22 protein-coding genes and 1 pseudogene are annotated in these 23866 nt (G+C 70.6%); 15 read left to right on the top strand and 8 right to left on the bottom strand.

Features of this window, described 5'->3' with window-relative positions; genetic code table 11:
- The first annotated feature begins 164 nt into the window (after positions 1-164).
- The 6 genes from ACZ63J_RS00935 (at position 165) to ACZ63J_RS00960 (ending at position 7624) form a co-directional block, all read left to right on the top strand.
- On the top strand, positions 165-1370 hold the full coding sequence (locus ACZ63J_RS00935; RefSeq protein WP_465400543.1) for a hypothetical protein: 1206 nt from the start codon (positions 165-167) through the stop codon (positions 1368-1370).
- 726 nt (positions 1371-2096) lie between these two features.
- Positions 2097-2822 (top strand): (Fe-S)-binding protein, encoded by a 726-nt coding sequence (locus ACZ63J_RS00940; protein ID WP_465400542.1) that lies wholly within the window; start codon positions 2097-2099, stop codon positions 2820-2822.
- A 17-nt stretch (positions 2823-2839) separates the two neighbouring features.
- Positions 2840-4291 carry a lactate utilization protein B gene (locus ACZ63J_RS00945; protein ID WP_465439377.1) on the top strand — a complete coding sequence of 484 codons (1452 nt, stop codon included), beginning with the start codon at positions 2840-2842 and terminating at the stop codon, positions 4289-4291.
- Positions 4264-4857 carry a LutC/YkgG family protein gene (locus ACZ63J_RS00950; RefSeq protein WP_465439268.1) on the top strand — a complete coding sequence of 198 codons (594 nt, stop codon included), beginning with the start codon at positions 4264-4266 and terminating at the stop codon, positions 4855-4857. The genes ACZ63J_RS00945 and ACZ63J_RS00950 overlap by 28 nt, the downstream gene beginning before the upstream one ends.
- 309 nt (positions 4858-5166) lie before the next feature.
- Complete coding sequence (locus tag ACZ63J_RS00955) at positions 5167-7149, top strand: MGH1-like glycoside hydrolase domain-containing protein (RefSeq protein ID WP_465439270.1); 1983 nt, start codon at positions 5167-5169, stop codon at positions 7147-7149.
- Between the two features lie 112 nt (positions 7150-7261).
- On the top strand, positions 7262-7624 hold the full coding sequence (locus tag ACZ63J_RS00960; protein ID WP_465400539.1) for a hypothetical protein: 363 nt from the start codon (positions 7262-7264) through the stop codon (positions 7622-7624).
- On the opposite strand, the gene ACZ63J_RS00965 is transcribed toward ACZ63J_RS00960, so the two are convergent.
- Positions 7573-8193, bottom strand: a complete 621-nt coding sequence (locus ACZ63J_RS00965) for a LysE family translocator (protein WP_465400538.1) — start codon at positions 8191-8193, stop codon at positions 7573-7575. The genes ACZ63J_RS00960 and ACZ63J_RS00965 overlap by 52 nt on opposite strands.
- Positions 8194-8319: 126 nt before the next feature.
- Here ACZ63J_RS00965 and ACZ63J_RS00970 point away from each other — a divergent pair, with 126 nt between their 5' ends.
- Positions 8320-9246, top strand: a complete 927-nt coding sequence (locus tag ACZ63J_RS00970; protein WP_465400537.1) for a LysR family transcriptional regulator — start codon at positions 8320-8322, stop codon at positions 9244-9246.
- On the opposite strand, the gene ACZ63J_RS00975 is transcribed toward ACZ63J_RS00970, so the two are convergent.
- Positions 9218-9631 carry a VOC family protein gene (locus ACZ63J_RS00975; protein WP_465400536.1) on the bottom strand — a complete coding sequence of 138 codons (414 nt, stop codon included), beginning with the start codon at positions 9629-9631 and terminating at the stop codon, positions 9218-9220. The genes ACZ63J_RS00970 and ACZ63J_RS00975 overlap by 29 nt on opposite strands.
- A 70-nt stretch (positions 9632-9701) precedes the next feature.
- Between ACZ63J_RS00975 and ACZ63J_RS00980 the strand changes: the two genes are divergently transcribed.
- Positions 9702-10298: a TetR/AcrR family transcriptional regulator gene (locus ACZ63J_RS00980; protein WP_465400535.1), complete on the top strand. Its 597-nt coding sequence runs from the start codon at positions 9702-9704 to the stop codon at positions 10296-10298.
- Positions 10299-10301: 3 nt separating this feature from the next.
- Here ACZ63J_RS00980 and ACZ63J_RS00985 read toward each other — a convergent pair whose 3' ends face one another.
- Positions 10302-10763 carry a mycothiol transferase gene (locus tag ACZ63J_RS00985; RefSeq protein ID WP_465400534.1) on the bottom strand — a complete coding sequence of 154 codons (462 nt, stop codon included), beginning with the start codon at positions 10761-10763 and terminating at the stop codon, positions 10302-10304.
- A 7-nt stretch (positions 10764-10770) separates the two neighbouring features.
- Entirely contained in the window at positions 10771-11556 is a 786-nt protein-coding gene (locus tag ACZ63J_RS00990; protein ID WP_465400533.1) for an alpha/beta fold hydrolase, read from the bottom strand.
- Between the two features lie 100 nt (positions 11557-11656).
- On the opposite strand from ACZ63J_RS00990, the gene ACZ63J_RS00995 reads away from it, so the two are divergent.
- Both ACZ63J_RS00995 and ACZ63J_RS01000 read left to right on the top strand, forming a co-directional pair.
- The gene (locus ACZ63J_RS00995; RefSeq protein ID WP_465334539.1) at positions 11657-12328 is read left to right on the top strand and encodes a GntR family transcriptional regulator; all 672 of its coding nucleotides are present in this window, start codon (positions 11657-11659) and stop codon (positions 12326-12328) included.
- A 155-nt stretch (positions 12329-12483) separates the two neighbouring features.
- On the top strand, positions 12484-14400 hold the full coding sequence (locus ACZ63J_RS01000; RefSeq protein WP_465400532.1) for a potassium transporter Kup: 1917 nt from the start codon (positions 12484-12486) through the stop codon (positions 14398-14400).
- On the opposite strand, the gene ACZ63J_RS01005 is transcribed toward ACZ63J_RS01000, so the two are convergent.
- Positions 14397-14984 (bottom strand): TetR/AcrR family transcriptional regulator, encoded by a 588-nt coding sequence (locus tag ACZ63J_RS01005; RefSeq protein WP_465334535.1) that lies wholly within the window; start codon positions 14982-14984, stop codon positions 14397-14399. The genes ACZ63J_RS01000 and ACZ63J_RS01005 overlap by 4 nt on opposite strands.
- 93 nt (positions 14985-15077) lie before the next feature.
- Here ACZ63J_RS01005 and ACZ63J_RS01010 point away from each other — a divergent pair, with 93 nt between their 5' ends.
- Entirely contained in the window at positions 15078-16112 is a 1035-nt protein-coding gene (locus ACZ63J_RS01010) for an NAD(P)-dependent alcohol dehydrogenase (RefSeq protein ID WP_465400531.1), read from the top strand.
- A 27-nt stretch (positions 16113-16139) separates the two neighbouring features.
- On the opposite strand, the pseudogene ACZ63J_RS01015 reads toward ACZ63J_RS01010, so the two are convergent.
- Both ACZ63J_RS01015 and ACZ63J_RS01020 read right to left on the bottom strand, forming a co-directional pair.
- A pseudogene (locus ACZ63J_RS01015) lies at positions 16140-16451 on the bottom strand (hypothetical protein); the annotation flags it as partial.
- Positions 16387-19830, bottom strand: a complete 3444-nt coding sequence (locus ACZ63J_RS01020; protein WP_465400530.1) for a ricin-type beta-trefoil lectin domain protein — start codon at positions 19828-19830, stop codon at positions 16387-16389. The gene ACZ63J_RS01020 and the pseudogene ACZ63J_RS01015, both read right to left, overlap by 65 nt.
- Positions 19831-19965: 135 nt before the next feature.
- On the opposite strand from ACZ63J_RS01020, the gene ACZ63J_RS01025 reads away from it, so the two are divergent.
- Entirely contained in the window at positions 19966-20535 is a 570-nt protein-coding gene (locus ACZ63J_RS01025; protein ID WP_465400529.1) for a carboxymuconolactone decarboxylase family protein, read from the top strand.
- A complete protein-coding gene (locus ACZ63J_RS01030; protein WP_465400528.1) occupies positions 20528-21340 on the top strand; it encodes a helix-turn-helix domain-containing protein in 813 nt (270 codons plus the stop codon). The genes ACZ63J_RS01025 and ACZ63J_RS01030 overlap by 8 nt, the downstream gene beginning before the upstream one ends.
- Here the strand turns inward: ACZ63J_RS01030 and ACZ63J_RS01035 are convergent.
- Entirely contained in the window at positions 21325-22221 is an 897-nt protein-coding gene (locus ACZ63J_RS01035) for a LysR family transcriptional regulator (RefSeq protein ID WP_465334528.1), read from the bottom strand. The two genes, ACZ63J_RS01030 and ACZ63J_RS01035, sit on opposite strands and share 16 nt — an antisense overlap.
- A 123-nt stretch (positions 22222-22344) precedes the next feature.
- Here ACZ63J_RS01035 and ACZ63J_RS01040 point away from each other — a divergent pair, with 123 nt between their 5' ends.
- Positions 22345-23166, top strand: a complete 822-nt coding sequence (locus ACZ63J_RS01040) for an inositol monophosphatase family protein (protein WP_465400527.1) — start codon at positions 22345-22347, stop codon at positions 23164-23166.
- A 12-nt stretch (positions 23167-23178) separates the two neighbouring features.
- Positions 23179-23787 carry an NAD(P)-dependent oxidoreductase gene (locus ACZ63J_RS01045; protein WP_465400526.1) on the top strand — a complete coding sequence of 203 codons (609 nt, stop codon included), beginning with the start codon at positions 23179-23181 and terminating at the stop codon, positions 23785-23787.
- Positions 23788-23866: the final 79 nt, after the last annotated feature.

Raw genomic sequence — 23866 nt, forward strand, 5'->3', positions numbered from 1 at the left:
TGCACGGTAGAGCGGTTTGACCAGGTGATTCGTGGCAGGAGCTGATCTTTTGTGGTCTGGGAGATTCTTTCGTTGTCGCGAGTCGGCCTGGGGTGTCGGGCATTTCTTGATCTTGTCGTCGATTGTTGATCAATGCCGGTGGTTGCCGAGGTGGAGGATTGTCTGTGAGCATCGAGATGAGTCGGCTCGAAGTGGGGGCTTCATCGTCGCCCGCCGTGGTCGAAGCGGCGTTGCGCTGGCTGGCCACCCGTCGGGACGGTTGCCCGCTGAGGTACCTGCGCTACGCGTTGGAAGACCCGTCGAGCGAATCCGCGTGCGTGCTCGGTGCTCTGCTCGAGCCGACGTCCTCGGTGCCGGCGGCGAACCCGGAGATTCGCGCGCTCGCAGCCTGGGGTCTGATCGCCGACGAGATTCGCCAGGTCGGGTCGGCCGGGGAATCGCGACGCCGGACCGCCTTGGTGGCGGCCTTCCGGCTGCCACCCGGTCCGGGGGTCGAAGGGCCGTGGCGGGCGACGCTCGATGATCGGTTCAAACAGCTGAAGGACTGTGCTGCCTTTCGCAATCCGACGCCCAGCACGACAACCCCGATGCACAAATCCTGGAAACGTGCGCTCTCGGAAAAGCTCGTGCCGTGCTTGCTCCAGCGCTTCGAGCTGCTCAATGGCGACGGGGAGGCTTGGCGCCGCTACGTCGAGATCGGCCGGGCGGCCGACGATTCGGTCTCTCGAGTCCGGGCGCCGGGATTCAGAGTGCCGTCGAAGGGTGCCCAACCGGTGTTTCTGGAGCGCATGGTCGTCACGGTGGAGATGCACCGGCGGTCGATCTGCCGTCGGATCACCGAACGCAAGGTGACCGCCTGTGAGGATGGTGTGGACGGTTACGTCGTTCACGCCTTGAACGGCTGGAGTGATCGGCTCGCGCCGGTTCCGGTAAAAGCGTTGTGGCAGTGCCGCGTCGAGACGCTGCCGAGAGAACACCCAGGTGATCCGGTGCTGGCGAAATTGTCTTTTGGCAGGCCACTGGCCCGGGGGCAGCGGCTGACCTTCAGTTCGGAGGCCATCGAGGAGCGGACGGAGATGGAGCATCGTTGGGTCAACGTCGACGTTGACCACCATGGCATTGCTCCCGGAGGGCTCGACGTCGACGGTGAGCCGGCGGTGGGGCTGACCATTCGCATCAACTTCGACGAGCGGCCCGAGTCGTGTTGGTGGTACGCGGAGCAGACCGACCACGAGCGGCTGCGGAGGCCGCCGGATGGTGACCAGCACCTGTTGCGGGTGGAAAGGGGGTTCGTCCACCACACCTTTCGAGGGATATGTCAGCCGCGCGAAGCATATGGATTGGGTTTTCGCTGGGAATCGCCCCGATGACGATCCTTGCCTTATCCTTCGGTGGCCATGTGCTATGCTTCGTCGGATGGGAGCCAATGGAGTACGAATCGACTGACTCCCATCCGCTGACTAGGCGTGATGGTGGCCTAGTCAGTTGTTGCCGGTGGATCCTCCGTCGCCGTCTCCGCCGGCGGCCCGAGTGGACACAGGTGAATCTCCTTTCTGTTTCAAGGGGAGGACGAAAGAATTAATTCGTCCAGGTGAAAACAAGCTGGCCCCGTCCGTACGGGGCCAGCTTGCTTGCCGAAAAACCTACCGCATCACTCGAACGGGGAACGAACTTGGGGTTCTCTTCCGACGGTTTTGAGCTTGTTGCCAACCGGCGGAGCTGGTCGCTCGGCAGGGGAGCGGGAGTCTCGCCGGGCGCGATGGTGGCCTTGCCGGGTGCGCTGGAGCTGGTCGACCGCGATGGCAGTGGAGCGGGTGACGGTGGGACCGGTGAAGTGACGACGCCCGTGCGCGCTGGGCGTCGCGCACGCTTGTCTCGGGTGCTGTCGACAACTGCGTCGAGCGGGTGCTTTTGCCGTGCGTGCCGAGTGTCTGCTTCCTCGGCGGGCGGAGCAATGTTGAAACGTAACAACCATGGATTGACCAGGCCATAGATCCTCGGATACCTGGCATGTCCTCGTCATTGACTTCGACTTCAGCTGCATAGTAGCGTCGCCGCATCAGGATTGTGAAACCTTTCAATCACGAGGAGGTGCCGTGAAGGTCGCCGTGCTGGTCACGTGCGTCAACGACGCCCTCTTCCCGGACACCGGCAAGGCGGTGTTCCGGCTGCTGCGCCGGCTCGGGGTTGACGCCGACTTCCCCGCCGCGCAGACCTGTTGTGCCCAGCCGATGGTCAACACCGGCTACCTCGACGAAGCCGTGCCGGTGGTGCGGACCTTCGTCGACGCCTTCGAGGGGTACGACACGATCGTCACGCCGTCCGGCTCGTGCGCCGGTTCGGTGCGGCACCAGCATTCGATCGTCGCGCGCCGCGCCGGTGATGAGCGGCTGGCCTCGGCCGGGCCGCGGGTCTACGAGCTGAGTGAGTTCCTCGTCGACGTCCTCGGGGTCACCGACGTCGACGCCTACTTCCCGCACCGCGTCACCTACCACCCGACCTGCCACTCGCTGCGGATGCTCGGCGTCGGCGACAAACCCCTGCGGCTGCTGCGGAAGGTGCGCGGCCTGGACCTCGTCGAGCTGCCCGCAGCCGACGAGTGCTGCGGTTTCGGCGGCACGTTCGCGGTGAAGAACGCCGAGACGTCGACGGCGATGGGCGCGGACAAGGCCCGTCACGTCCGCGCCACCGGAGCCGAAGTGCTGGTGGCGGGGGACAACTCGTGCCTGCTGCACATCGGCGGCCTGCTCTCGCGCGAACGCGGCGGCGTCCGGGTGATGCACCTGGCCGACGTGCTCGCCTCGACCGAGGAGGACGCGTGAGCGCCACGTTCGTCGGCATGCCCGCCTTTCCCGAAGCGGCGCGGAAAGCGCTTGCCGACACCCAGCTGCGCCGCAACCTCGCCCACGCCACCGGCACGATCCGCGCCAAGCGCGCGGCGGTCGTCGGTGAGGTCGGGGAGTGGGAGGAGCTGCGCCTGGCCGGCGCGGCGATCAAGGACAACACGCTGCGCCGCCTCGACGAGCACCTGCTGAAGCTGGAGGAGTCCCTGCAGGCCCGCGGCGCGACGGTGCACTGGGCGCGCGACGCGGCGGAGGCGTGCGAGATCGTCGCGAAGATCGCGCACACCCACGGCGTCGACGAGGTCGTGAAGGTCAAGTCGATGGCCACCCAGGAGATCGGCCTCAACGAGGCGCTCGCCGAGCGAGGCGTGACGGCGTGGGAGACCGACCTGGCGGAGCTGATCGTCCAGCTCGGCGACGACCTCCCGAGCCACATCCTGGTCCCGGCGATCCACCGCAACCGAGCGGAGATCCGCGAAATCTTCCGCCGCGGCATGGCCGGCGCGGGCCGCCCCGCGCCGGCTGATTTGTCGGACGACCCAGCAGACCTGGCCGCGGCGGCGAGGCTGCACCTGAGGGAGAAGTTCCTCCGGGCCCGCATGGCGGTGTCCGGCGCGAACTTCGCGGTGGCCGAGACCGGAACGCTCGTGGTCGTCGAGTCCGAGGGCAACGGCCGCATGTGCCTGACGCTGCCGGAGGTGCTGGTCTCGGTGGTCGGCATCGAGAAGCTGGTGCCGACGTGGGCCGACCTCGACGTGTTCCTCCAGCTGCTCCCGAGGTCGAGCACGGGCGAGCGGATGAACCCGTACACATCGACGTGGTCAGGAATAACACCGGACGACGGCCCGCAGGAGATGCACGTGGTGCTGCTCGACAACGGCCGCACCCGAGCCCTGGCCGACGAGGTGGGCCACCAGGCCCTGCGCTGCATCCGCTGTTCGGCGTGCTTGAACGTCTGCCCGGTGTACGAACGCACGGGCGGCCACGCGTACGGATCGGTCTACCCGGGACCGATCGGAGCGATCCTCAACCCGCTGCTCAAAGGCGTCGGCGTCGACGACCAGACGGATTCCCTCCCGTACGCGTCAAGCCTGTGCGGCGCGTGCTTCGAGGCGTGCCCGGTCCGCATCGACATCCCCGAGGTCCTGGTCCACCTGCGCGCAAAGGTGGTCGACGCTCACCGCGAAGGCGTCCCGAAACCCGAAGCGGTGGTGATGAAGTCGGCGGCATGGCTGCTGTCGGACGCCCGACGTCTGACCCGCGCCGAACGCGGCCTGGGCATCGCACACTCGTTCCTGACCCGCCTCGGACGGCGAGTGCTCCCGGGCGGCCGCCGAGCCGTAGGCCGCCTGCCGTGGCCGGGCTCCCTGTGGACCAATGCCCGCGATCTGCCCGCACCACCCAAGGAGTCGTTCCGCTCATGGTGGCGAAGGGGAGGCCGATCGTGAACGCACGCGAGGAAATCCTGGCCGCGGTCCGCGGAGCACTACGAGAAGCGGACCGCACGGAAACCCCGGTCCCGCGCGCCTACCGATCGACCACGACGCCGGACATGGTGAACTTGTTCGCCGAGCGGGTGGCGGACTACCGCGCAACGGTGACCCGTTGCACAACGCCCGAACTCTCAGAGGCAATCCGCACGGCACTGGGCCCGGCAAGCAAGGTGTTACTACCCGAGGGTTTCCCGATCAAGGTAGAGGGCACCACGGACCTGGACACGTTCGACGCGGTCGTAACCACGGCAACGTTGGGCATAGCAACAACAGGAACGTTGGTGCTGGACCACGGCCCCGGCCAGGGCAGACGAGCATTGACCCTGCTCCCAGACGTGCACGTGTGCGTACTGGAGGAGGACCGAATAGTGCCAGGAGTTCCGCAGGCGATAGCGGCACTGGACCCAGGACGCCCCCAGACCTGGATCAGCGGCCCAAGCGCAACGAGCGACATAGAGCTGACGAGGGTGGAAGGCGTCCATGGCCCAAGAACCCTCCACGTGATCATCGTCCAAAAGTAAGAGAAGACGCGAGGAACCAACAAAACCCGGGAAGCACCCACCCCCACCCCAGCACCCCGATCCGAAGCCAGAACACGGCAGGCAAGGGCGTGTCAAGGCACGCTTTCCCGCCTTGACACGCCCTTGCCTGCCGTAGTCACAATCCAGCTTCGGGGTGCAGCCACCACAACAAGGAATCACTGACAGAACCGGACAGATTCCCGACAACACCTAGAACCCCATGGTGCAATGATCTCCGGCCCCGGAAGCCTCCCGGAGCCGGGAGAGGCCCCCGGCATGAGTCGACGAATAGCGCTCGTCCTCCTAGCCTTGTCCACGACGGTAATCGCCGCGGCGCCGGCGAAAGCGGAGCCCACCACACCGTCCCTGGAGTTCACGAACCCCAACAGTCAAACGCTGTTCGCCACGGCATACAACACCGCCCTGAACAACCTCCTGACCACGAACACGATGGCCTACGACGCCACGTACAACAGATCCGGCCTACTGGACCCCACAGCCGGCATCATCCGAGCAGGCGGCGGATACAACCAGCCGTGGACCCGAGACGCATCGATCAACAGCTGGAACGCAACAAGCCTCCTGTCCCCACGGACGGCCCAGAACACCCTCTGGGCGGTAGTGGACAAGGACACCACCGGCTCCCTCCAGGTCCAACAAGACGACCAACAGTGGGACCAGGTCATCTGGGTAACGGCAGCCTGGAACCACTACCTGGTCACCGGCAACCGCGAGTTCCTCGACAACGCCTACCGCACCGCAGGCAACACCCTGGCCATCCGCGAACACGCCACCACAGCGGGGTTCAACCCGAAGTACGGCCTGTTCACCGGAGCATCGTTCTTCAACGACGGAATCGCGGGCTACCCCGCACCGCCCGCGGACGCGACCGAGTCGGTGAGCACCGGCAGCATGCCCTGGCCAGGAGTAGCAACCGGCATGTACCTGAGCACGAACGAGGTCTACTACGCGGCATACGTGAACGCGGCGAACATGGCCGACCAGCTGGGACAGCGGAGCGAAGCCTCGGCCTACCGGACCAAGGCGGCAGCACTGAAGACCGCCATCAACCGCAACTTCTGGAACCGCACCACCGGCCTGTACGACTACCAGCTGCTGGCGGACGGCACCCGAGGCGCCTACCAGGAGGGCACCGGACTGTCCTTCGCGATCCTCTTCGGCGTAGCAGACCCCACCCAGACGCGGTCGATCCTCACGCACACCCGGGAAATGCCCTGGGGCATCCCCGACACATACCCGAACTGGGACCGCTACTCCGACACGCAACCCGGCCGGCACAACGCGATCGTCTGGCCACTGGTCCAAGGCCTATGGGCAAAAGCACTGGCCAAACAAGGCGACCAGAGCTCCTTCGCATCGGAAACAGCACGCCTGGCGAAACTCGCGAACAACAACAGCGGCTTCTGGGAGATCTACAACGGCACCACGGGGGTAGTGGACGGCGGCTGGCAGCGCCTCGGCGACACGGTGAAGTTCCACTGGGGCTCCCAACCCGACCAGACCTGGTCGGCGACGGCGTTCCTCGACATGATCCACAGCGGGCTGTTCGGCCTGACGTTCACCGACCACGGCCTGACGCTCGCACCGGACCTGCCCGCGGGCTGGGGCGACGTCACGCTGCGGAACCTGCGTTACCGCGACGCCGACCTGACGATCACCCTGCGCGGCGCGGGCACCAGGATCCGCTCGGTGACCCTCGACGGCCGGCCGTCCCACGCTGAGATCCCGGCAACGCTCAAGGGCGCGCACACCGTCGAGATCACCCTCACCGGCGCGGCCGGCGGTGACCGCGACGGCGACCAGGTGCCCGACGCGAGCGACCGCTGCGCCGACACCGCGGGCACCGTCGCCGGCTGCCCCGCACCGGCCCACCTCGAAGCCGAAGACGCCCGCAACACCGGCGGGGTGAAGACGAACGACAACCACACGGGCTACTCCGGGCGGGCGTTCGTCGACGGGCTCTGGGCCGAGGGCGCGGCGTCGTCGTTCACGCTGCACCGCGCGTCGGCCGGTCCGGAGTCCGGCGCGCTGACCCTGCGGTACGCGAACGCCAACGGCGACGCACGCACGATGACGCTGTCGGTCGACGGGCGGCCCGTGCGGCAGGTGAGCTTCCCGAAGGTGTCCGACAGCTGGGACACCTGGGGCACGGTGACCGTCGGCGACCTGCCCCTGAGCGGCCGGGACCCGGTGGTCACGCTCTCGTACGCGCCAGGGGACACGGGCCGGATCAACCTCGACTGGCTCGAGTACCGTCACCCGGTCCGGTGAATGCGGGCACCCGGCCGTCATTCCGGCGGCGGGGAGCCCTCATGTCGGGTGTTGCGGTGGCCGGGCGGCACGCCCCCCGACCGGCCGGCCACCGCGCACGCATACTGGAGGGGTGAGCGAACCGATCCCGCTGTTCCCGGTCACCCGGGTCGACCCGGAGCGGTTCGCGGCCGCGCAGCACCGCCTGTTCACCGGCATGCGCCTGCACATCGGCCGGTCGGGCATCGCCCACCGGGTCGCGTGGGTGCCCTGGCTGGACGAGCTGACCCTGCCGGCGCCCGCGTGTCACCAGGGCTGGTCGGGAGTCGGCGCGGCGGGGGAGATCACCCCGACCCACGACCCGGTCAGCTGCCGCAAGTGCCTGCGCCTCGGCGGTGAGCCCGACGATCCCGGCCAGCACACCCTCTTCGCGCTGCCGGAGTCTCAGCGCGCCGGGGAGCCGGTAAGCACCGCCCAGCCGGCCAAGCCGAAGTAGGCCAAGCCCTCGAACCGCGGTTGCGCGGCGCCGATCCGGGGCCGACGGCGCAGCCACCCGCCGATCGCGCCCGACGCGCACGCGAACGCCAGGTCCCAGGCCGCTCCGAGGACCCAGAACACCGTGCCCAGGACCAGGATCTGGCCCGCCGCCGAACCGCGGTCCGGGTGGATGAACTGCGGCAGGAACGCCAGGAAGAAGACCAGCATCTTGGGGTTCGCCAGCCCGACGACCAGCCCTCGGCCGATCGACCCGGCGACCGCCGTGCCGGACGCGGTGGGCGGGCCCGCACGCCAGGCCTGGACACCGAGCACCACCAGGTAAGCGGCGCCGGCCCAGCGGACGACGTCGAACGCCACCGTGGACGTCGCCACCAGCGCGGACAGGCCGGTCGCGGCCAGCAGGACCCGGACGAGCGACGCCGTTTCGATCCCCGCGGCGGCGGCCAGCGCGGCCCGGCGGCCGTGCCCGACGCCCTGCGCGAGCAGGAAGAAGTTCGACGGGCCCGGCACGAGCACGATGCCCGCCGAGACGAGCGCGAACGCGATCAGCGTCTGCTGCGTGGGCATTCCCGGAAGCTCCGTTCGTCACGTCGGCGAGCGCCCTGCTCGCCGACGCCCACGGTCGCGCGCCGGTCAGTGCAGCACAAGCGAATGTTCCTACCGGATCGTTAAGTGACGCTGTACGCTCCCCGCATGCTGGACATGCGGCACCTGCGGGCCCTGCACGCCGTGGTGGCCACGGGGTCGGTCCGCGGCGCGGCCGCGCGGCTCGGCTACACGCCGTCGGCGATCAGCCAGCACATCACCGCACTGGAACGCCAGACCGGCACAGCGTTGCTCGAGCCCGCGGGCCGGGGCGTGCGGCCCACCGCGGCCGGGGAGCTGCTCGCGCGGCACGCCGGCGGCCTCCTGGACCAGCTCGCCGAGGCCGAAGCGGCGCTCGCCGCGTTGACCGCGGGGGAGCTGGGTGTGCTGCGGCTCGCGTCGTTCGCCACCGCCGGGGCGGAGCTCGTGCCGCCCGCGCTCGCGCGGATCCGGGCCGAGCTACCCGGTCTGGAGATCAGCCTGCGCAGCGCCGAAACCGAGCACGCGCTCGGGCTCCTGCGCCAGGGTGAGCTGGACCTGGCCGTGATCGAAGCCCACGACTTCCCCGAGCCGGACGGCGGGCTGACCTACCACCGGCTGTGCGCCGACCCGTTCCGGATCGTGCTGCCCCGCGGCCACCGCCTCGCCGCCAAGCGCACCGTCAGGCTCGCCGACACCGCCGCCGAACCGTGGATCGACATCAGGTGTGAGATCGGCTGTTGCCGCGAGGCCACCACGGCGGCCTTCGAGACGGCCGGCTTCGAGCCGCACCGGGCGATCGAGGCCGACGAATACTGGCCCGCGCAAGGGTTTGTGGCCGCCGGGCTTGGGCTGGCCCTGGTCCCCGCGCTGGCGCTCGGCGTGCTCCACACCGGCGTTGTCGTGCGGCGGCTGGCGCACCCGGCCGAGCCCGTCCGGCACGTGCTGGCCGCCACCCGCCCCGCGGTCGACGGCACGACGCCGGTGCGCACGATGGTCGCCGCTCTCCGCGCCGAAGCCGGGGCGCCTACCGCGCAGGCTGGACCAGTTCGATGAGGTTGCCTTCCGGGTCCTTGACGTAGCCGAACCGCGCGCCCGGCTGGACGGCGTCGGCCGGCGGCCACACCGCTTGCGCGCCCGCGCCGGTCAGGCGGCCGTACGTCGCTTCGAGGTCGTCGACTTCGAGGGCCCAGTGGCCGTAACCCTGGGCGCGCAGGGCGTCCATCGGGTCGGTGAACGTCTGCGCGCGCCCGGAACCCGAACGGGCGATCAGCTCGATCCGGAGGCCGCCGGCGGCCTGCAGGACGGCGGTCCGGACACCCGCCTCGGGCACCTCGAACTGCTCGACGACCTCGGTGAAGCCGAGCGCGCCGGCATACCAGCGCTGCTGCGCGTCGAGGTCGGCGACGGAAAGGCTGACGTGGTGAAAACGGAAGGTCATGGCTCCGAATGTAGGCAGTGACCACAATGTTGTCAACGCCTACATTGTGGCCGGTGACTACACTGCGGCCATGGTCGACACGGCGCCGTACCACCACGGCAACCTGCGCTCCGAGCTGCTGGACCTGGCGGAACGCGCGCTGGAGGACGGCGGCGCCGAGGGGTTGTCACTACGCGGCCTGGCCCGGGAGCTGGGGGTCAGCCACAGCGCGCCCCGACAGCACTTCGCCGACAAGCGGGCCCTGCTGGACGCGCTCGCGTTGCGCGGGCTGGAGCGGCTCGGCACCGAGCTGGACGACGGACTGGCCCGGGCGCAGGGCGGCTTCGAAGAGCGGCTGACGGCGTTCGCCCGCAGCTACGTCGGGTTCGCATCCCGGCGTCCGGCGTTGCTGGCGCTGGTGTTCGCGCACAAGGACAACCCGGCCCGCCCCGAACTGCGGGCGGCGAACGAGCGGACGTTCGCCGCCCCGGTCGCCCTGATCGACGGCGCGCGGGAACGCGGCGAGATCGTCGCCGACCACCCCGACCGGGTCGCGATGGCCGTACTGGCCGTCCTGCAGGGCCTCGCGTCGGTCGTCACCGGCGGCCTGATCGGCGACCGTTCGCCGGACGCCGTGGTGGCCGGGACGGTGCACACCCTGGTGTCCGGCCTGCGGCCCCGGGACTGACGCTCAGAGGTCGAGGAGCACGTCCCGGGTCAGCTCGAGCTGGCCGTGGTGCTGGGCCAGCTCCTCGTACACGTGCTGCAACGCGCCGCCCTGGGAACGGCCCGCCGGGGTGTCGCGGTACTTGACCGGCACCGTGCCGCGAAGCGGTTCGTCGGGCGAAGCGGCGGCCACGTCCAGCGGGAGCTGCGCCTTCGCGGCGGCGACCCGGTCGAGCAGCCCGGCGACCGGGCCCGACGCCGTGAACTCGGCCTCGCGGTCGCGTTCCACCGAGCGTCCCGCGACCAGCGCGCCGGCCCAGAAGTCCAGTACTCCCAGGCAATGCGTGACGATCGCGTACGGCGTGTTGGCTCCCGGCAGCGGTGGCCGCCGGTTGGCGAGTTCGTCGCCGAGCTCGGTGAGGATCGCGGCCAGCCCGTCGAGGGCGCGCCCGCAGAACCAGAGGTAGTCCTCGTCGGTGATCCGCATCGGGCGCTCAGCTCGCGGAACCGACGCGGGTGACCAGGTCCCGCACCGTGGTGAGGACCTCGTCGGGGTGGTCGAGGTGGACGCTGTGCGTGGAGCCCGGCCAGTTCACCAGGTCCCCGCCGAACGCGGCGGCGAGCCGTTCGTGGGCGCGGCGGACGGCGTGGTCCGGCTTGCGGTCGGCGGTCACCACCACGGCCGGAAGGCGCGGGAGGTCGGCTTCCCTCACCCCGCGGGAGAGTTCGGTGATGCCGCGGACCGCGCGGGCCAGCGTCGGGATGTCGAGCTCGGCGGTGCGGGCGAGCGCTTCCGCGCAGTCGGGTCGCAGGTCACGTCCGCGCGCGGTCCGCAGAGCGGCGGAGCGGACGGCCGCGCTCAGCACCCGGCGCAGCCCGGGCACGGCCGCGAGCGCTCCGAGCACGCGCGTCATGCGTTCCAGGCCCGCGCAGGTGCGGGCGTCGTTGATCGGCGTCGGGTCGAGCAGGACGAGCCCGGCGACCTGGTCCGGGTGGTCGCGGGCGAGCAGCACCGCGACGGCGCCGCCGAGGCTTTGCCCGACCAAGACGGCCGGGCCGTGGCCGAGGCGGTCGACGAGCGAGCTGAGGTGAGCCGCGGCACCGGCCAGTGATCCGTCCACAGTGGACGTTTCGGTGCCCGGGCGGTCGTGCACGACCACCCGCGTGGAGAGTCCTTCGACCAGGCCCGGGAAGAAGCCGTCACAGGCCTCGGCGCCGCCGGGCAGGAGGATGACCGGCGGGCCGGACTCGCCGTGCACCCGGACTCCGTCGATCTCCATGCGCGCCCCTCACCGTCGGTCCGTCCCGCAGAGCGTACACGAAGATTGTGACACAATCTGCCGGTGTACTGTGACGCGATCAGCGAGACGAGGGGGAGCCATGGTGGTGCCCGCCGCTCCGGAGCGGATCGCCGCGGCGGTGCGTGACGAGCTGCTCGACGGGGCGCACCCGGTCGGCACCCGCTTCCGCGAGGAGGACCTGGCGGAGCGCTTCGACGTCGGCAGGCACACGGTTCGCTCGGCGCTGCGGCTGCTCGTCGAGCGTGGCCTGGTGGCCCACGAACGCCACCGCGGCGCGGTGGTCGCTCCGCTGACGAAGGCCCGCATCGACGAGGTCTTCGACTACCGCAAGGTCCTCGAGCTCGGCGCGTTGCGCCTGGCGCTGGCCGCGGGCGCGGACCTGACCCCGGTGGTCACCGAGGTCGAGCGGCTCGAAGCGCTGGCCGAGCGCACGCCGCGGCCGTCGTGGCGGGAGCTGACCGGCGTGCACAGCGCGATCCACCGGGCGATCGTCGCGGCCGCGGGCAACCAGCACGTCCTGGACGGCTACCGCCGCTGCGAGGACGAAGTGCGGCTGCTGCTCACGTTCGTCCGGCCGGACTTCGACGCCGCGAGCCTGGCGGCGGTGCACCGGGGCCTGGTCGACAAGCTCCGCCTGGGCGGCGAAGCCGCGACGGACGCGCTGACCGAGGACATCGACCACACCGGCCGGGCCGCGCTGCTGACGGCGTTGCGCCGCGCCGAGGAGAGCGCGCGCCTGCTGGGGCACTGACGGGCCCCGGCCGCTTCACCCGGACGGCGCAAAAATTTCGTAAATTCCCGCTCGACGCCCGCTCTGCCGCGCCCGACCTGCCCTGTCCGGCCACAGTGGACCGGTAGGGTCCGCCGCGGGCCGGCCTGCCGGTCGCCCGGGTGGAAGGGGGAGCGGTGCGCGCGGAAACCAAGCCGGTGCGGGACACGGTGCGGCCGGCGCTGGTGATCGGCGCGCTCGGGGTCGTCTTCGGCGACATCGGCACGAGCCCGATCTACACCCTGCAGACCGTCTTCAACCCGGCCGACCCGCACCCGGTGCCGGTGACCACGCAGAACGTCTTCGGGGTGGTGTCGCTGATCTTCTGGTCGGTCATGATCATCGTGACCGTCACCTACGTGCTGCTGGCGATGCGCGCCGACAACAACGGCGAGGGCGGCATCATGGCCCTCATCACCCTGCTGCGGCGCTGGGGCGCGCAACGTGGCAAGCGCGCCGCTGTCGTCCTGGCCGGTGTCGGCATCTTCGGCGCCGCGCTGTTCTTCGGCGACAGCATGATCACCCCCGCGATCTCCGTGCTCTCCGCAGTCGAAGGGCTGAAAGTCGTTTCGGACGGGCTCGACGCCTGGATCGTGCCGATCACCGCCGTCATCATCATCGGGCTGTTCCTCGTGCAGCGGCGCGGCACCGCCGCGGTCGGCCGGGTGTTCGGGCCGGTGATGATCGCCTGGTTCGTCGTGATCGGCGCCGGCGGCGTCGCCGGGATCGCCGGGAACCCGGCGATCCTCAAGGCGCTCTCGCCGACCTACGCGCTCGAGTTCCTGGTGGGCCACTTCGACATCGCGTTCTTCGCCCTCGCCGCCATCGTGCTCGCGGTCACCGGCGCCGAAGCGCTGTACGCCGACATGGGCCACTTCGGCCGGCGGGCGATCACGCGCGGCTGGCTCTTCCTGGTGCTCCCCGCCTGCGCGCTCAGCTACCTCGGCCAAGGCGCGCTGATCCTCGAGGACCAGGCGAACATCAGCAGCCCGTTCTTCCTGCTCGTGCCGGAGTGGGGCCGGCTGCCGATGGTCGTGCTGGCGACCGCCGCGACCGTGATCGCCTCCCAGGCGGTGATCACCGGGGCGTACTCGGTCGCGTCACAGGCCGCCCAGCTCGGGTACCTGCCGCGGCTGCGGATCGCGCACACGTCGGAGACCGAACGCGGCCAGATCTACGTCCCGTGGATCAACTGGCTCCTGCTGGTTTCGGTGCTGACGCTCGTGTTCGCCTTCCGCAGCTCGACGGCGCTGGCGTTCGCCTTCGGCATGGCGGTCACCGGCACGATCACCATCACCACCCTGCTGTTCTTCTACCTCGCCGGGTCGAAGTGGGGGACCCCGCGCTGGCTGATCGGCATCGGCGCGACCCTGCTGCTGACCGTCGACCTGCTCTTCGTCGGCGCGAACCTGACCAAGCTCGTGCACGGCGCGTGGCTGCCGCTGCTGATCGGGCTCACCGCGTTCACGATCATGACCACCTGGCAGCGCGGCCGGCAGATCGTCACCGCCGAACGCGAACGGGACGAAGGCTCGCTGACGGAGTTCGTCGAGGAGCTGCGCGACCGCGACCTGCCGATCCAGCACGTGCCCGGCACGGCCGTGTTCCTCAACCGGGGCAACCGGACGGCGCCGCTGGCCCTGCGCGCCAACGCCGAGCACAACCACGTGCGCCACGAGCACGTCGTGATCCTCTCGCTCGAAACCGAGCCGATCCCGCGTGTGCCGCCCGAAGAGCGCGTGACGGTGGCGGATCTCGGGCACAAGGACGACGGGATCATCTTCGTCACCGCCCGCTACGGCTACATGGAGACCCCGGACGTCCCGGGCGCACTGGCGCGCCTCGACCCGGCGGTCACCGAAGGCCGGCTGCAGCTGGACGAGGCGTCGTACTTCCTGTCGAAGATCGAGCTGCAACGCGGCAAGCAGCCGACGATGGCGGGCTGGCGCAAGCGTTTGTTCATCGCGACGTCGTACATCACCGCGGACGCCGCGGAGTACTTCGGCCTGCCTCGCGACCGCACGGTCATCATGGGGTCGCACATCGAGGTCTAGTCCGTCATCACCGCGCGCCGGACCGTCTCGCGCAACCACGCGCGGCGCCCGTCGTGGTGGTCGGCCGGCTCGTCCGCCGTCGCGGCGTAGACGTTGCTGACCGGCGACCACGCCATCGACATCGCGATGACCATCGCCATCACGTCGAACGGGTCGCCGGGCCGCACCAGACCGGCGGCCTGGGCCTCGGCGATCGCGCGCAGCTTGTGGTCGTCGACCCGGTCGGCGTCCGCGACCAGGTGGCCGGCCGGGCGCCGTTCCAGGCGGGCCCAGGTGGCCAGCCGGATCAGGTCGGGGCGGCGCAGGTACTCGTCGTAGAGGCGCACCGCCCAGTCCGCGAGGTCGGTGGCGTCGATCGGGACGACGTTCATGATCCGCTCGAGCGAGGCGAAGAAGATGGCGTCGAACAGCCCGTCTTTGCTGCCGAAGTAGGCGTAGAGCTGCGCCTTGTTGGTGCGCGCGGTGCTCACGATCCGCTCGACTCGCGCTCCGGCGATGCCGTGGTCCGCGAACTCGCGGGTCGCCACCTCGAGGATGCGGTCACGGGTGGCGGTGCCGCGAGACGTCAGGGGCCGGTCGACCATGGCGGCAGCTTACCAAACAGAACAGTCGGTTTGCTTTTCGGGTCGGGCGTGGCTACCGTGGAATAGACCGAACAGTCTGTTTGAAGGAGCGGCATGAGGACGACCACGGCCTGGGGAGTGGACGGCGACGCGGACACGCTGCGACAAGTGCGTCTCGACCGGCGCGACCTGCGCGGCGACGACATCGCGGTTCGCGTGGACTACTGCGGCGTCTGCCATACCGATCTTCACTCCGTCGGCGCCCACACCGGCGGCCTGCTCGTGCCGGGCCACGAGTTCACCGGCGTCGTGACGGAGGTCGGGCCGGCGGTCACGACGTTCGCGGCCGGCGACCCGGTCGCCGTCGGCAACATCGTCGACTCGTGCGGGGTGTGCGTGATGTGCGAAGCCGGGCAGGAGAACTTCTGCCGCGACTTCCCGACCCTGACCTACGGCGGCACCGACCGTGTCGACGGCTCGACGACGGCGGGCGCGTACTCGCGTGAGTACGTCGTCCGTGACCGCTTCGCCTACCGCCTCCCGGCGGGTCTCGACCCGGCGGGCGCGGCGCCGCTGCTCTGCGCCGGCATCACCGTCTGGGAACCGTTGCGCAGCCTCGGGGTCGGGCCGGGCACGCGGGTCGCGGTCGCCGGGCTGGGCGGGCTCGGGCACCTCGCGGTCAAGTTCGCCGTCGCACTCGGCGCCGAGACGGCGGTCATCAGCCGCTCGGCGGACAAGACGGCCGACGCCCGCCGGCTGGGGGCCGGGGACGTGGTCGTCTCCACGGACGAGGATGAGATGGCCGCCGCGCGCGACCGCTTCGACGTCGTCATCGACACGATTTCGGCGCCGCACGACCTAGGTCCTTACCTGGGACTCGTCGCGATGGACGGCACGCTCAGCCAGGTCGGCCACCTCGGCCCGGTCACCGTCCGGACGATGGACCTGTTGGTGGGACGCAAGAAGCTCACCTCCGCCGGTAGCGGCGGCCGCCCTTCGACGGCGGCGATGCTGGCGTTCTGCGCCGAGCATGGAGTGACCGCCGACGTCGAGGTGCTGCCGTCGGCTCGGGTGAACGAGGCGTTCGACCGGTTGCGGCGTAACGATGTCCGCTACCGATTCGTGCTCGACCTGGCCGATTTGTCGTGAGGGCGCGGAGTCAGCTCGGTCCGCGCCGAAGGCCGGCGCGCGTTCCTCGGCGGCCCGCATGATCGCCGAGCCGTAGCCGCGGCCGCGCGCCGGGGGGTCGATCTGCACGCTCTTCGGCCGACCGCTCCCGCGCCCCGTCGGCCACCCAGCCTCCGGAGCCGACGTGGGCTTCGGCGTAGGTCTCGACGGCGTCGCGCAGGAATGCCATGAACTCTTCGCCGGTGCTCCTCCCTGGCGAGGCGCGCCCGAAGTCGATCTTGGTCCCGAACGCTCGTCACGTCCCCAAACTGAACCGCTGCGCCGCCGTCGCGTTGCAGTCGTGGATCCGCAGCCGGTCACCCGCGCGGCCCGCGTTGTCCGGATCGTCGAGGCAGCGGCCCGAACTCACGTTGCGCAACGACCCGTCCGTCCCCGAAACCCACTGCTGCGCCGCGGTTCCGTTGCAGTCCCACAACTGCACGGGCGTGTTGTTCGCGGTCGCGCCGTTGACGACGTCGAGGCACTTTCCTAGCGTCCGCAAGGAAGTGTCACCCGGTGCGGACCAGCGCTGCGCGTCGGTGCCGTTGCAGCCGTAGAGCTGCACCGCCGAACCCGACGCGGGATAGCCGTCGACGACGTCGGCGCACAGCCCGGCCGGGCCGGTGACCGGCGCCGGGGGGAAGCGCCACGTCTGGTCCGCGGTCCCGGCGCAGTCGGCCAGGCGCAGCCCGTCCCCGGCCGCGAGGCAGCGGCCGGAGTTGACCAGTGTGCCCGCGGTGGTCAGGCGCCACGCCTGCGCGGCCGTGCCGTTGCACGTGTAGAGCTGGACCGGCGTGCCCGCGGCCGTCGAGCCGCCCGCGACGTCGAGGCACTTGCCGAGGACGTGCACCGCACCCGCGGTCGGCGGGGTGAACTGCTGGCCCGCCGAGTGGTCACACGCGGCCAGCTCCAGCGGCGTGCCGTCGGCCGTCTGTCCGTTGTGGACGGCCAAGCAGAGCCCGTCGCGGCCGTTCACCTGACCCGCCAACGGATTGTCGGCGGCACTGCCGGTCAGCGTGACCGTGTGCCGGGCGTTCGATGGCAGGCTCGCCGTGGTCACCGTGACCGTGCGGGAATGGGCGTTGTACGCCCACGCCGTCTCGGGCAGCCGCTGGCCGTCGACCGACACCGCGGTGGGCGCGGCGGAGTTGGCCAGCCGGAGCGTGTAGGCGCGGGCCGGGCCGGACGACGGGTCGACGGTCAGGGTCTTCGCCGCGTCCTGCCAGCCGAACCGGGTGGTCGTCGACGCCCCGGAGCCTTCACCGGCGTCTTCGTAGAGCGAGAAGCTGCCGTCGGCGCCCGCCGTCACGGTCAGCGTGAGCTGGTCGAGCGGCGCGGTGGTGTTGTCGACGTAGTTGGTGCGCAGCGGGACGATGCCGCCGGCCTTGACGAGCACCGGCATCTCCGACAGCGGCTTGGTGATCGTCGCGGTCGACGGTCCCGTGTAGACGGTGCCGGTGAAGTAGTCCGTCCAGGTCCCCGGCGGGATCCACGCCGACACCGAGCCGCCGGCCGCGGTGATCGGCGCGACCAGGACGTTGTCACCGTAGAGGTACTCCTGCGGGTGCGTGTAGGCCGCGTCCTGGTCCGGGTAGTTCAGGTAGAGCGGCCGGGTGATCGGCACGCCGGTCTGGTTCGCCTGCTTGGCCAGCGTGTAGGTGTAGGGCACCAGCGATTCGCGCAGCCGCAGGAACTTCTCCGCGCTGTCGCCCGCCGCGCCGGGGTAGTCCCACGGCAGCCGGTCGCCGTGGTCGGAGTGCAGCCGGTCGACCGGCTGGAACGTCCCGAGCTGCAACCACCGCGCGTAGAGCTCGTCGGGCAGGTGGCCGCCGTGGAAGCTGCCGATGTCGTGGCTGACGTTGCTGAGCCCGGCGGCGGCCTCGTCCGGCGTGAAGCGGGCTTCGTAGGCGAGCATGTCCCAGCTCAGCGGCGTGTCACCGGTGAACTGGAGCGTGTTGCGCCGCTCCGACCACGGGCCGAGCGGATAACTGCTGTGGATGCCGCCCTGCTCCGCGCCGCCGATGCGGCCGAAGGAGAACCCGCGCAGGCCCTGCGCCGCCGCGTGGTCGGCGTAGGCCTGGTTGATGAAGTTGTCCGGCGCGATCCCCGAGTCGGACGCCGTCGAGCGGCCACAGCCGGAGCAGTAGTCCAGCCACCACGTCCGGACACCCTGGGCGTCGAACGGCTTGTGCAGGTCGAAGTACGACCGCAGGTGCGCCGGGTTCGACCAGTCCCAGACGTAGTTCCCGCCGTCGGGAACCAGCCCGCCCGCCGTGGTGTTCGCCGCCGCGAACCGCGGGTCGTTGCCCGCGATCGAGGTGTGGATGTTCAACGACACGGCCAGGTTCTGCTGCTTGGTCCAGTTCAGGAATCCCTGCGGGTCGGGGAAGAGCCCGGTGTTCCAGTTCCAGCCGTTCCACTGCGAGGGCGACTTCCAGTCGGTGTCGACGACCAGCCAGTCGATCGGGGTGAACGTCGAGCGGAACTTCGGCAGCAGCGACGTGCGGTAGTCGTTGTCCGAATAGGCGAAGTAGCGGGAGAACCAGACGCCGTAGGCGGACCGGGGGAGCAGCGCCGTCCCGCCGGTCAGCGAGTTGAGGTCGGCCAGGCCTTGTTTGAAGTCCTTGCCGTAGCCGAAGAAGTAACCGTCCTGATAGGGCTGCGCGCCGTGCGAGGGCCGGTCGGTGACCGTGCGGTCGGCGTTGAGCAGCGCCGCGCGGGTGTCGTCGAGCAGGTACCAGCCGTCGCGGTCGAGCAGGCCGGGGTGCTGCGGTGTCGGGACGGCCTCGGGGTTGTCCAGCGAACGGTCCCAGCCGCCGAGCACGGACTTCGGGCCGGCGCCGTAGGCCGTGGTCAGCAGCGAGGTGTCGGCGGCGGGAAAGCCCGCCGTGGCCGTGGTGACGGCGACGCTGTCGACGTTGACATTGCCCGAGTCGCCGGACTTCCGCTCGACGCGGACGGAGTTCGTCCCGGCGTTGAGGGGGATCGTCACCGAAGCGGTCGCCCAGGTGTCCCAGGATCCGGTCGCCGGCAGGGTGAACCGCGGCCCGGGCGCGCCGTTGACGGTGGTCGACAGGGTGCGCGTGGTGTTCTGGCCGTCGCCGCCCTGTGCGTTCGCGTACCGGACGGTGAGCTGGTACTGCCCGGCCGCCGGCACCGCGGAGACGTCCTGGGCGAGGGCCGACCCGGTCGCGCCGAACCCGGCGAGGAAACCCGAACCGGTGTACCCGCCGTGGTCGTAGGCGGTCGACGTCGACCCGATCGGCACGCCGTTCTCGGCCTCGCAGGCGGTGCCGAAGGCGCAGTACGACGGGAACAGCGGAGCCGCGGTGACGTTCGTCGTCGTGAGCTGCACGGACGTGTTGTCCCGGGTGAACGGGCCGCTGTTCTGCCGGTACCGCAGGGTGAGGTTCGCGGTCCGGATCTCGCGGACGCCGCCGGTCACGGTGGTCGTGTAGGCCGGCGCCGGCTGCGACCGGTTGACGGCGGTGAAGGTGGTCTGGTCCTGGAAGCGGTCGTCACCGGCGTACTCGAGCCGGATCAGCGTCGGGGTCAGGACCTCGAACCGCGCGTGGCCGTCCTGGACGACGGCCTGGTCCGCGCGCGGGGCCGGCGGGGCCTTCGCGGCGGCGGTTCCGGTGATCGTGACCAGGCCCGTCAAGAGGGCCACCAGCGTCTTCGACGACTTTGATCGGAACACGCGCACTCCTCGTCCACGCCCGAGCCGGAACCACCACTGTCAACGTTGTCCACAAGACATGTCAGCCGCCGAATGCAGCAGCATTTACCTCCGGGGGAATTGGTTCGCCGCCGCGGCCGCCGCAGACTCGTCGGCATGACCCAGTACCCGATCCACACTGTCGACACCGCGCCCGAAGCCGTGAAGGAGCCGCTCTCGGTCCTTCAGGAGGCGTTCGGTTTTGTCCCGCAGGGGGCCGGCCTGATGGCGAACTCCCCGGCGTTGCTGAACACGTTCTTCGCCGCGTTCGGGCACTTCCGGGGCGGTGGCACCTTCACCCCCGAGGAACGCCAGGTCCTGCTGCTGTCCAACGCCGTCGCGAACGGCTGCGAGTGGGCGGTCGCGTTCCACACGCTCGAGGCGCTCGCCGACGGCGTCGAGCCGGCCGTCGTCGAGGCCATTCGTCACGGTGAGCGGCCGGACGACCCGCGGATGGCGGCCCTCTCGGCGCTGACCCGCGCGTTCATCGAGCACCGCGGGCACCTCGACGAGGCGGCCGTGACGGCGTTCACGGCGGCGGGCTTCACGACGCAGCAGCTGTTCGAGGTGGTCACCGGCGTGGCGATCTCGGTGATGACGAACTACGCGGCGAACGTCGCCCGGCCGCCGTTGGAGGCGGCGGTGCGGCCGCACGCGTGGCGCGCGGGATACTTGAGCGGTGTCTGACGTCGGCTCGTTGCTCAAGCATTGGCGGAGCGCTCGGCGGCTGAGCCAGCTGGCTCTGGCCGCCGAGGCCGCCGTCTCGATCCGCCACCTGTGTTTCCTCGAAACCGGGCGCGCGAACCCCAGCCGGGCAATGGTGCTGAAGCTCGCGGAGGTGCTCGACGTGCCGTTGCGCGAACGGAACACCCTGCTGCTCAAGGCCGGGTTCGCGCCAGAGTACCCGGAGTCCGCATTGGACGAACCCTCGCTGGCCGCCGTCCGCGACGCGCTCGACACGATCCTCGCGCAGCAGGAACCGTTTCCCGCGCTGGTGATGGACCGGAGCTGGGACATCCGGCACACCAACACCGCCGCCCGCCGGTTCTTCGCCTACCTCCAGGACGGGCAGGCGGCGGCCGCGCCCGGCCCGGCGAACGTGCTGCGCCGGATGTTCCACCCGGACGGCGTCCGCCGGCACGTGACGAACTGGCCGGAGGTCACCGAGGCCCTGGTCCGGCGCGTGCGCCGGGAGGCGCTCGGCGGTGTCACCGACGAACGCGCCCAGCGCGTCCTCGACGAGGTGCTGGACTACCCGGGCGTGCCGTCGTCACTGCGCTCGCTCGACGCGGCGGTCCCGGTGCTGCCGATCGTGCCGATCCGTTACGCGTTCGGCGACCGGCGGTTCGACTACTTCTCAACCGTGACGACGCTCGGCACCCCGCAGGACGTGACCCTGCAGGAGCTGCGCATCGAGTGCTTCTTCCCGATGAACGACGAGACGCGGGAACACGCGCGTCAGCTGGCGGAGGCCGGTCAGCCGAGCTCCTGAACCGCGGCCCGGACCCGGTTCCGCAGCCACCGGTGCGCTTTGTCGTTTTCGTACCGCTGGTGCCAGCGGACCACGAGCGGCGCCGGCGGCGCGGGCAGCGGCAGCGGCACGGTCACCAGGCCCAGCGCCTCGACCATGCCGCCGCACATCCGCTCGGGCACCACGGTGACGAACTCGCCGAGCCGGACGACCCCGAGCGCCGCCGTGGTCGTCGGCGTCGTCGCGACCATCCGGCGTTCGAGCCCGTGCTCGGCCAGGACATCGTCCAGCGGATCGCGGAGCTGCCCGTGCCGGGTGACCCGCACGTGGGTCGCCTCGGCGTAGCGGCGCATGCTCGGCTTCCGCCGGGCGAAGGGATGATCCGCGGCGACGGCGAGCACCAGCCGGTCCTCGAAGAACGTCTCCGAGTGGATCTCGGGGGACTCCGGCGCCGCGCTGCCGAGCTCGAGGTCGACCTGGCCGCGGCGCAGCTCGTGGGTCTCCGCTCGGCCCTCCGCGAGCAGCCGCACCCGCGCGTTCGGCGCTTCGCGGTGGACCGCCGTGATCAGGCCGGGGCCGAGCGCGGTGCTGATCGCGTCGTGGCAGATCAGGGTGAAGACGCGGTCGAGCGCGGCGAGGTCCAGCTCGCGCGCCGGCGCTAGCACGCTTTCCGCCTGCTGCACCAGATCCCGGACCTGGGCGCGGATTTCGAGCGCGTACGGCGTCGGGGTCATCGTCCGGCCGGTCCGGACCAGGATCTGGTCGCCGGTGACTTTGCGGATCCGCCCGAGCGTCCGGCTCATCGCGGGCGACGACAGGTGCAGGCGGTCCGCGGCCGCGGCCACGCTGGTCTCCTCCAGCAGCGCATCCAGTGCTGTCAGGAGGTTCAGGTCCAGGTGCATGCCGGGATCCTACCTTCAAGTGCGTCTGGGTAAATCATCAAGTGCAAAAGATGCATTTGAAGTCAATGGCATTTCTGCCTACCGTCGAAGACATCAGCTTTCCTTAGACGAACGGGGCACACCATGACCGCCACCACTCCTTTCCCGCAGACCGGAACCGACGACGCCGCCGTGCTCGCGGGTGCGGTCGAAGCGGTGCGGGCCGCCGGCCGCCGGCTGCGCGCCCGCTACTCCACCGACGCGCGTCCGGCCGACTGGGCCGGGCTGGTCGCCGCGGGCGAGGCGAACGAAAAGGCCTCGGGTGAGGACCTGCAGCCCGCCCTCGCGCGGGCCCGGCCCGAAGCGAATTGGGTGACCGACGAGCTGGAGACCACCGAGCTGCCGCCGGGGGAGTGGTGGTCGGTGGACGCGGTCGAGGGCAACGTCAACCACGTGCACGGGCTGCCGGAGTGGTGCGTCAGCGCGACCCTGCTCCGCGACGGCGTCCCGGTGCTGGCGGCCGTGTACCAGCCGGTCGGCGACGTGCTGCACACCGCGGTCCGCGGCGGCGGGGCGTTCGTGAACGGGCGGCGCCTGAGCGTCTCCGCCAAGACCGACCTCAGTGTCGCCGTCGCCACCACCGGGCAGGCCGAAGCCGGCCAGAGCGAGACCTACCGCCGGATCGGCGAGTCGATCACGGCGATGCTGGGCAACACCCTCCTGGTCCGCGCGACCGTGCCGTCGACCTTCCCGATGCTGCTCGTCGCGGCCGGGCACGCCGACGTCTTCTGGCAGTACGAGCCGACGCTGCCCGGGGTCGCCGCCGGCGCCCTGCTCATCACCGAGGCCGGCGGGACCGTGACCGACCTCGCCGGCGCGCCGTGGCACCCCGGCAGCACCGGCATCCTCGCCGCCCCGCCCGCGCTGCACACCGCCGCGCTCGGCGTTCTGTCCACAGTGAACTGACCGGGGAAGACCATGGAAATCACGATTCTCGGCGCCAGTGGTGCCACCGGAGCCGAACTGACGCGCCAGGCGCTGGAACGCGGGCACAGCGTCACGGCCGTCGCCCGCAACCCGGACCGGATCACGCTGCCGGTGACCCGGGTGGCCGGCGACGTCCTCGACCCGGACTCGATCGGCCGGGCGCTCAAAGGCGCACGGGTTGTCCTTTCCGGACTCGGGATCAGCGGCAAGGACGCGCCCGGCGCGCTGACCGCGGGAGCCCGGGCGGCCGTCGAAGCCGACCCCGAGTTCATCGTCTGGCTTGCCGCCTTCGGCACCGGCGAGTCGGCATCACAGGCCGGCGCCTTCACCCGCGGGCTGCTGAAGACGTTCATGAAGAAGGAGATGGACGACCGCGCCACGGCGGACACGATCGTGCGCGCCGCCGGCGGCACGGTCTTCCACGCCGGGCCGTTGTCCACCGGCGACCTCAGCCCGGCCCGGCGCACGGTGCCGCTGGCTTCCGCGCCGCGGCGGTTCTTCCCGGCGCGGGTAAGCCGGGCCACGGTGGCGGCGGCGATGCTTGACGAGGCCGAGCAGCGGCGTTACGGCGGTGGCATTGCGGTCCCGCTCGAGCGGTAGTGCGGGTGTTCAGCCCGGCGAGGCGCACGGGTGCCGCACGGCGGGGGTATCGCGGTCCCGCTTGAGCGGTAGCGGGTCC

This window comes from Amycolatopsis sp. NPDC104863 (assembly GCF_055582965.1).

Bases quoted from the DNA above. Each gene is read 5' to 3' on its own strand.
- ACZ63J_RS00965 (WP_465400538.1), bottom strand. From the start codon at position 8,193: ATGCCCACGCAGCAGACGCTGATCGCGTTCGCGCTCGTCTCGGCGGGC.
- ACZ63J_RS01035 (WP_465334528.1), bottom strand. From the start codon at position 22,221: ATGCACCTGGACCTGAACCTCCTGACAGCACTGGATGCGCTGCTGGAG.
- ACZ63J_RS00980 (WP_465400535.1), top strand. From the start codon at position 9,702: ATGGTCGACACGGCGCCGTACCACCACGGCAACCTGCGCTCCGAGCTG.
- ACZ63J_RS00975 (WP_465400536.1), bottom strand. From the start codon at position 9,631: ATGACCTTCCGTTTTCACCACGTCAGCCTTTCCGTCGCCGACCTCGAC.
- ACZ63J_RS01040 (WP_465400527.1), top strand. From the start codon at position 22,345: ATGACCGCCACCACTCCTTTCCCGCAGACCGGAACCGACGACGCCGCC.
- ACZ63J_RS00995 (WP_465334539.1), top strand. From the start codon at position 11,657: ATGGTGGTGCCCGCCGCTCCGGAGCGGATCGCCGCGGCGGTGCGTGAC.
- ACZ63J_RS01010 (WP_465400531.1), top strand. From the start codon at position 15,078: ATGAGGACGACCACGGCCTGGGGAGTGGACGGCGACGCGGACACGCTG.
- ACZ63J_RS00945 (WP_465439377.1), top strand. From the start codon at position 2,840: ATGCCCGCCTTTCCCGAAGCGGCGCGGAAAGCGCTTGCCGACACCCAG.
- ACZ63J_RS00990 (WP_465400533.1), bottom strand. From the start codon at position 11,556: ATGGAGATCGACGGAGTCCGGGTGCACGGCGAGTCCGGCCCGCCGGTC.
- ACZ63J_RS00985 (WP_465400534.1), bottom strand. From the start codon at position 10,763: ATGCGGATCACCGACGAGGACTACCTCTGGTTCTGCGGGCGCGCCCTC.
- ACZ63J_RS01045 (WP_465400526.1), top strand. From the start codon at position 23,179: ATGGAAATCACGATTCTCGGCGCCAGTGGTGCCACCGGAGCCGAACTG.
- ACZ63J_RS00970 (WP_465400537.1), top strand. From the start codon at position 8,320: ATGCTGGACATGCGGCACCTGCGGGCCCTGCACGCCGTGGTGGCCACG.
- ACZ63J_RS01025 (WP_465400529.1), top strand. From the start codon at position 19,966: ATGACCCAGTACCCGATCCACACTGTCGACACCGCGCCCGAAGCCGTG.
- ACZ63J_RS00950 (WP_465439268.1), top strand. From the start codon at position 4,264: ATGGTGGCGAAGGGGAGGCCGATCGTGAACGCACGCGAGGAAATCCTG.
- ACZ63J_RS01005 (WP_465334535.1), bottom strand. From the start codon at position 14,984: ATGGTCGACCGGCCCCTGACGTCTCGCGGCACCGCCACCCGTGACCGC.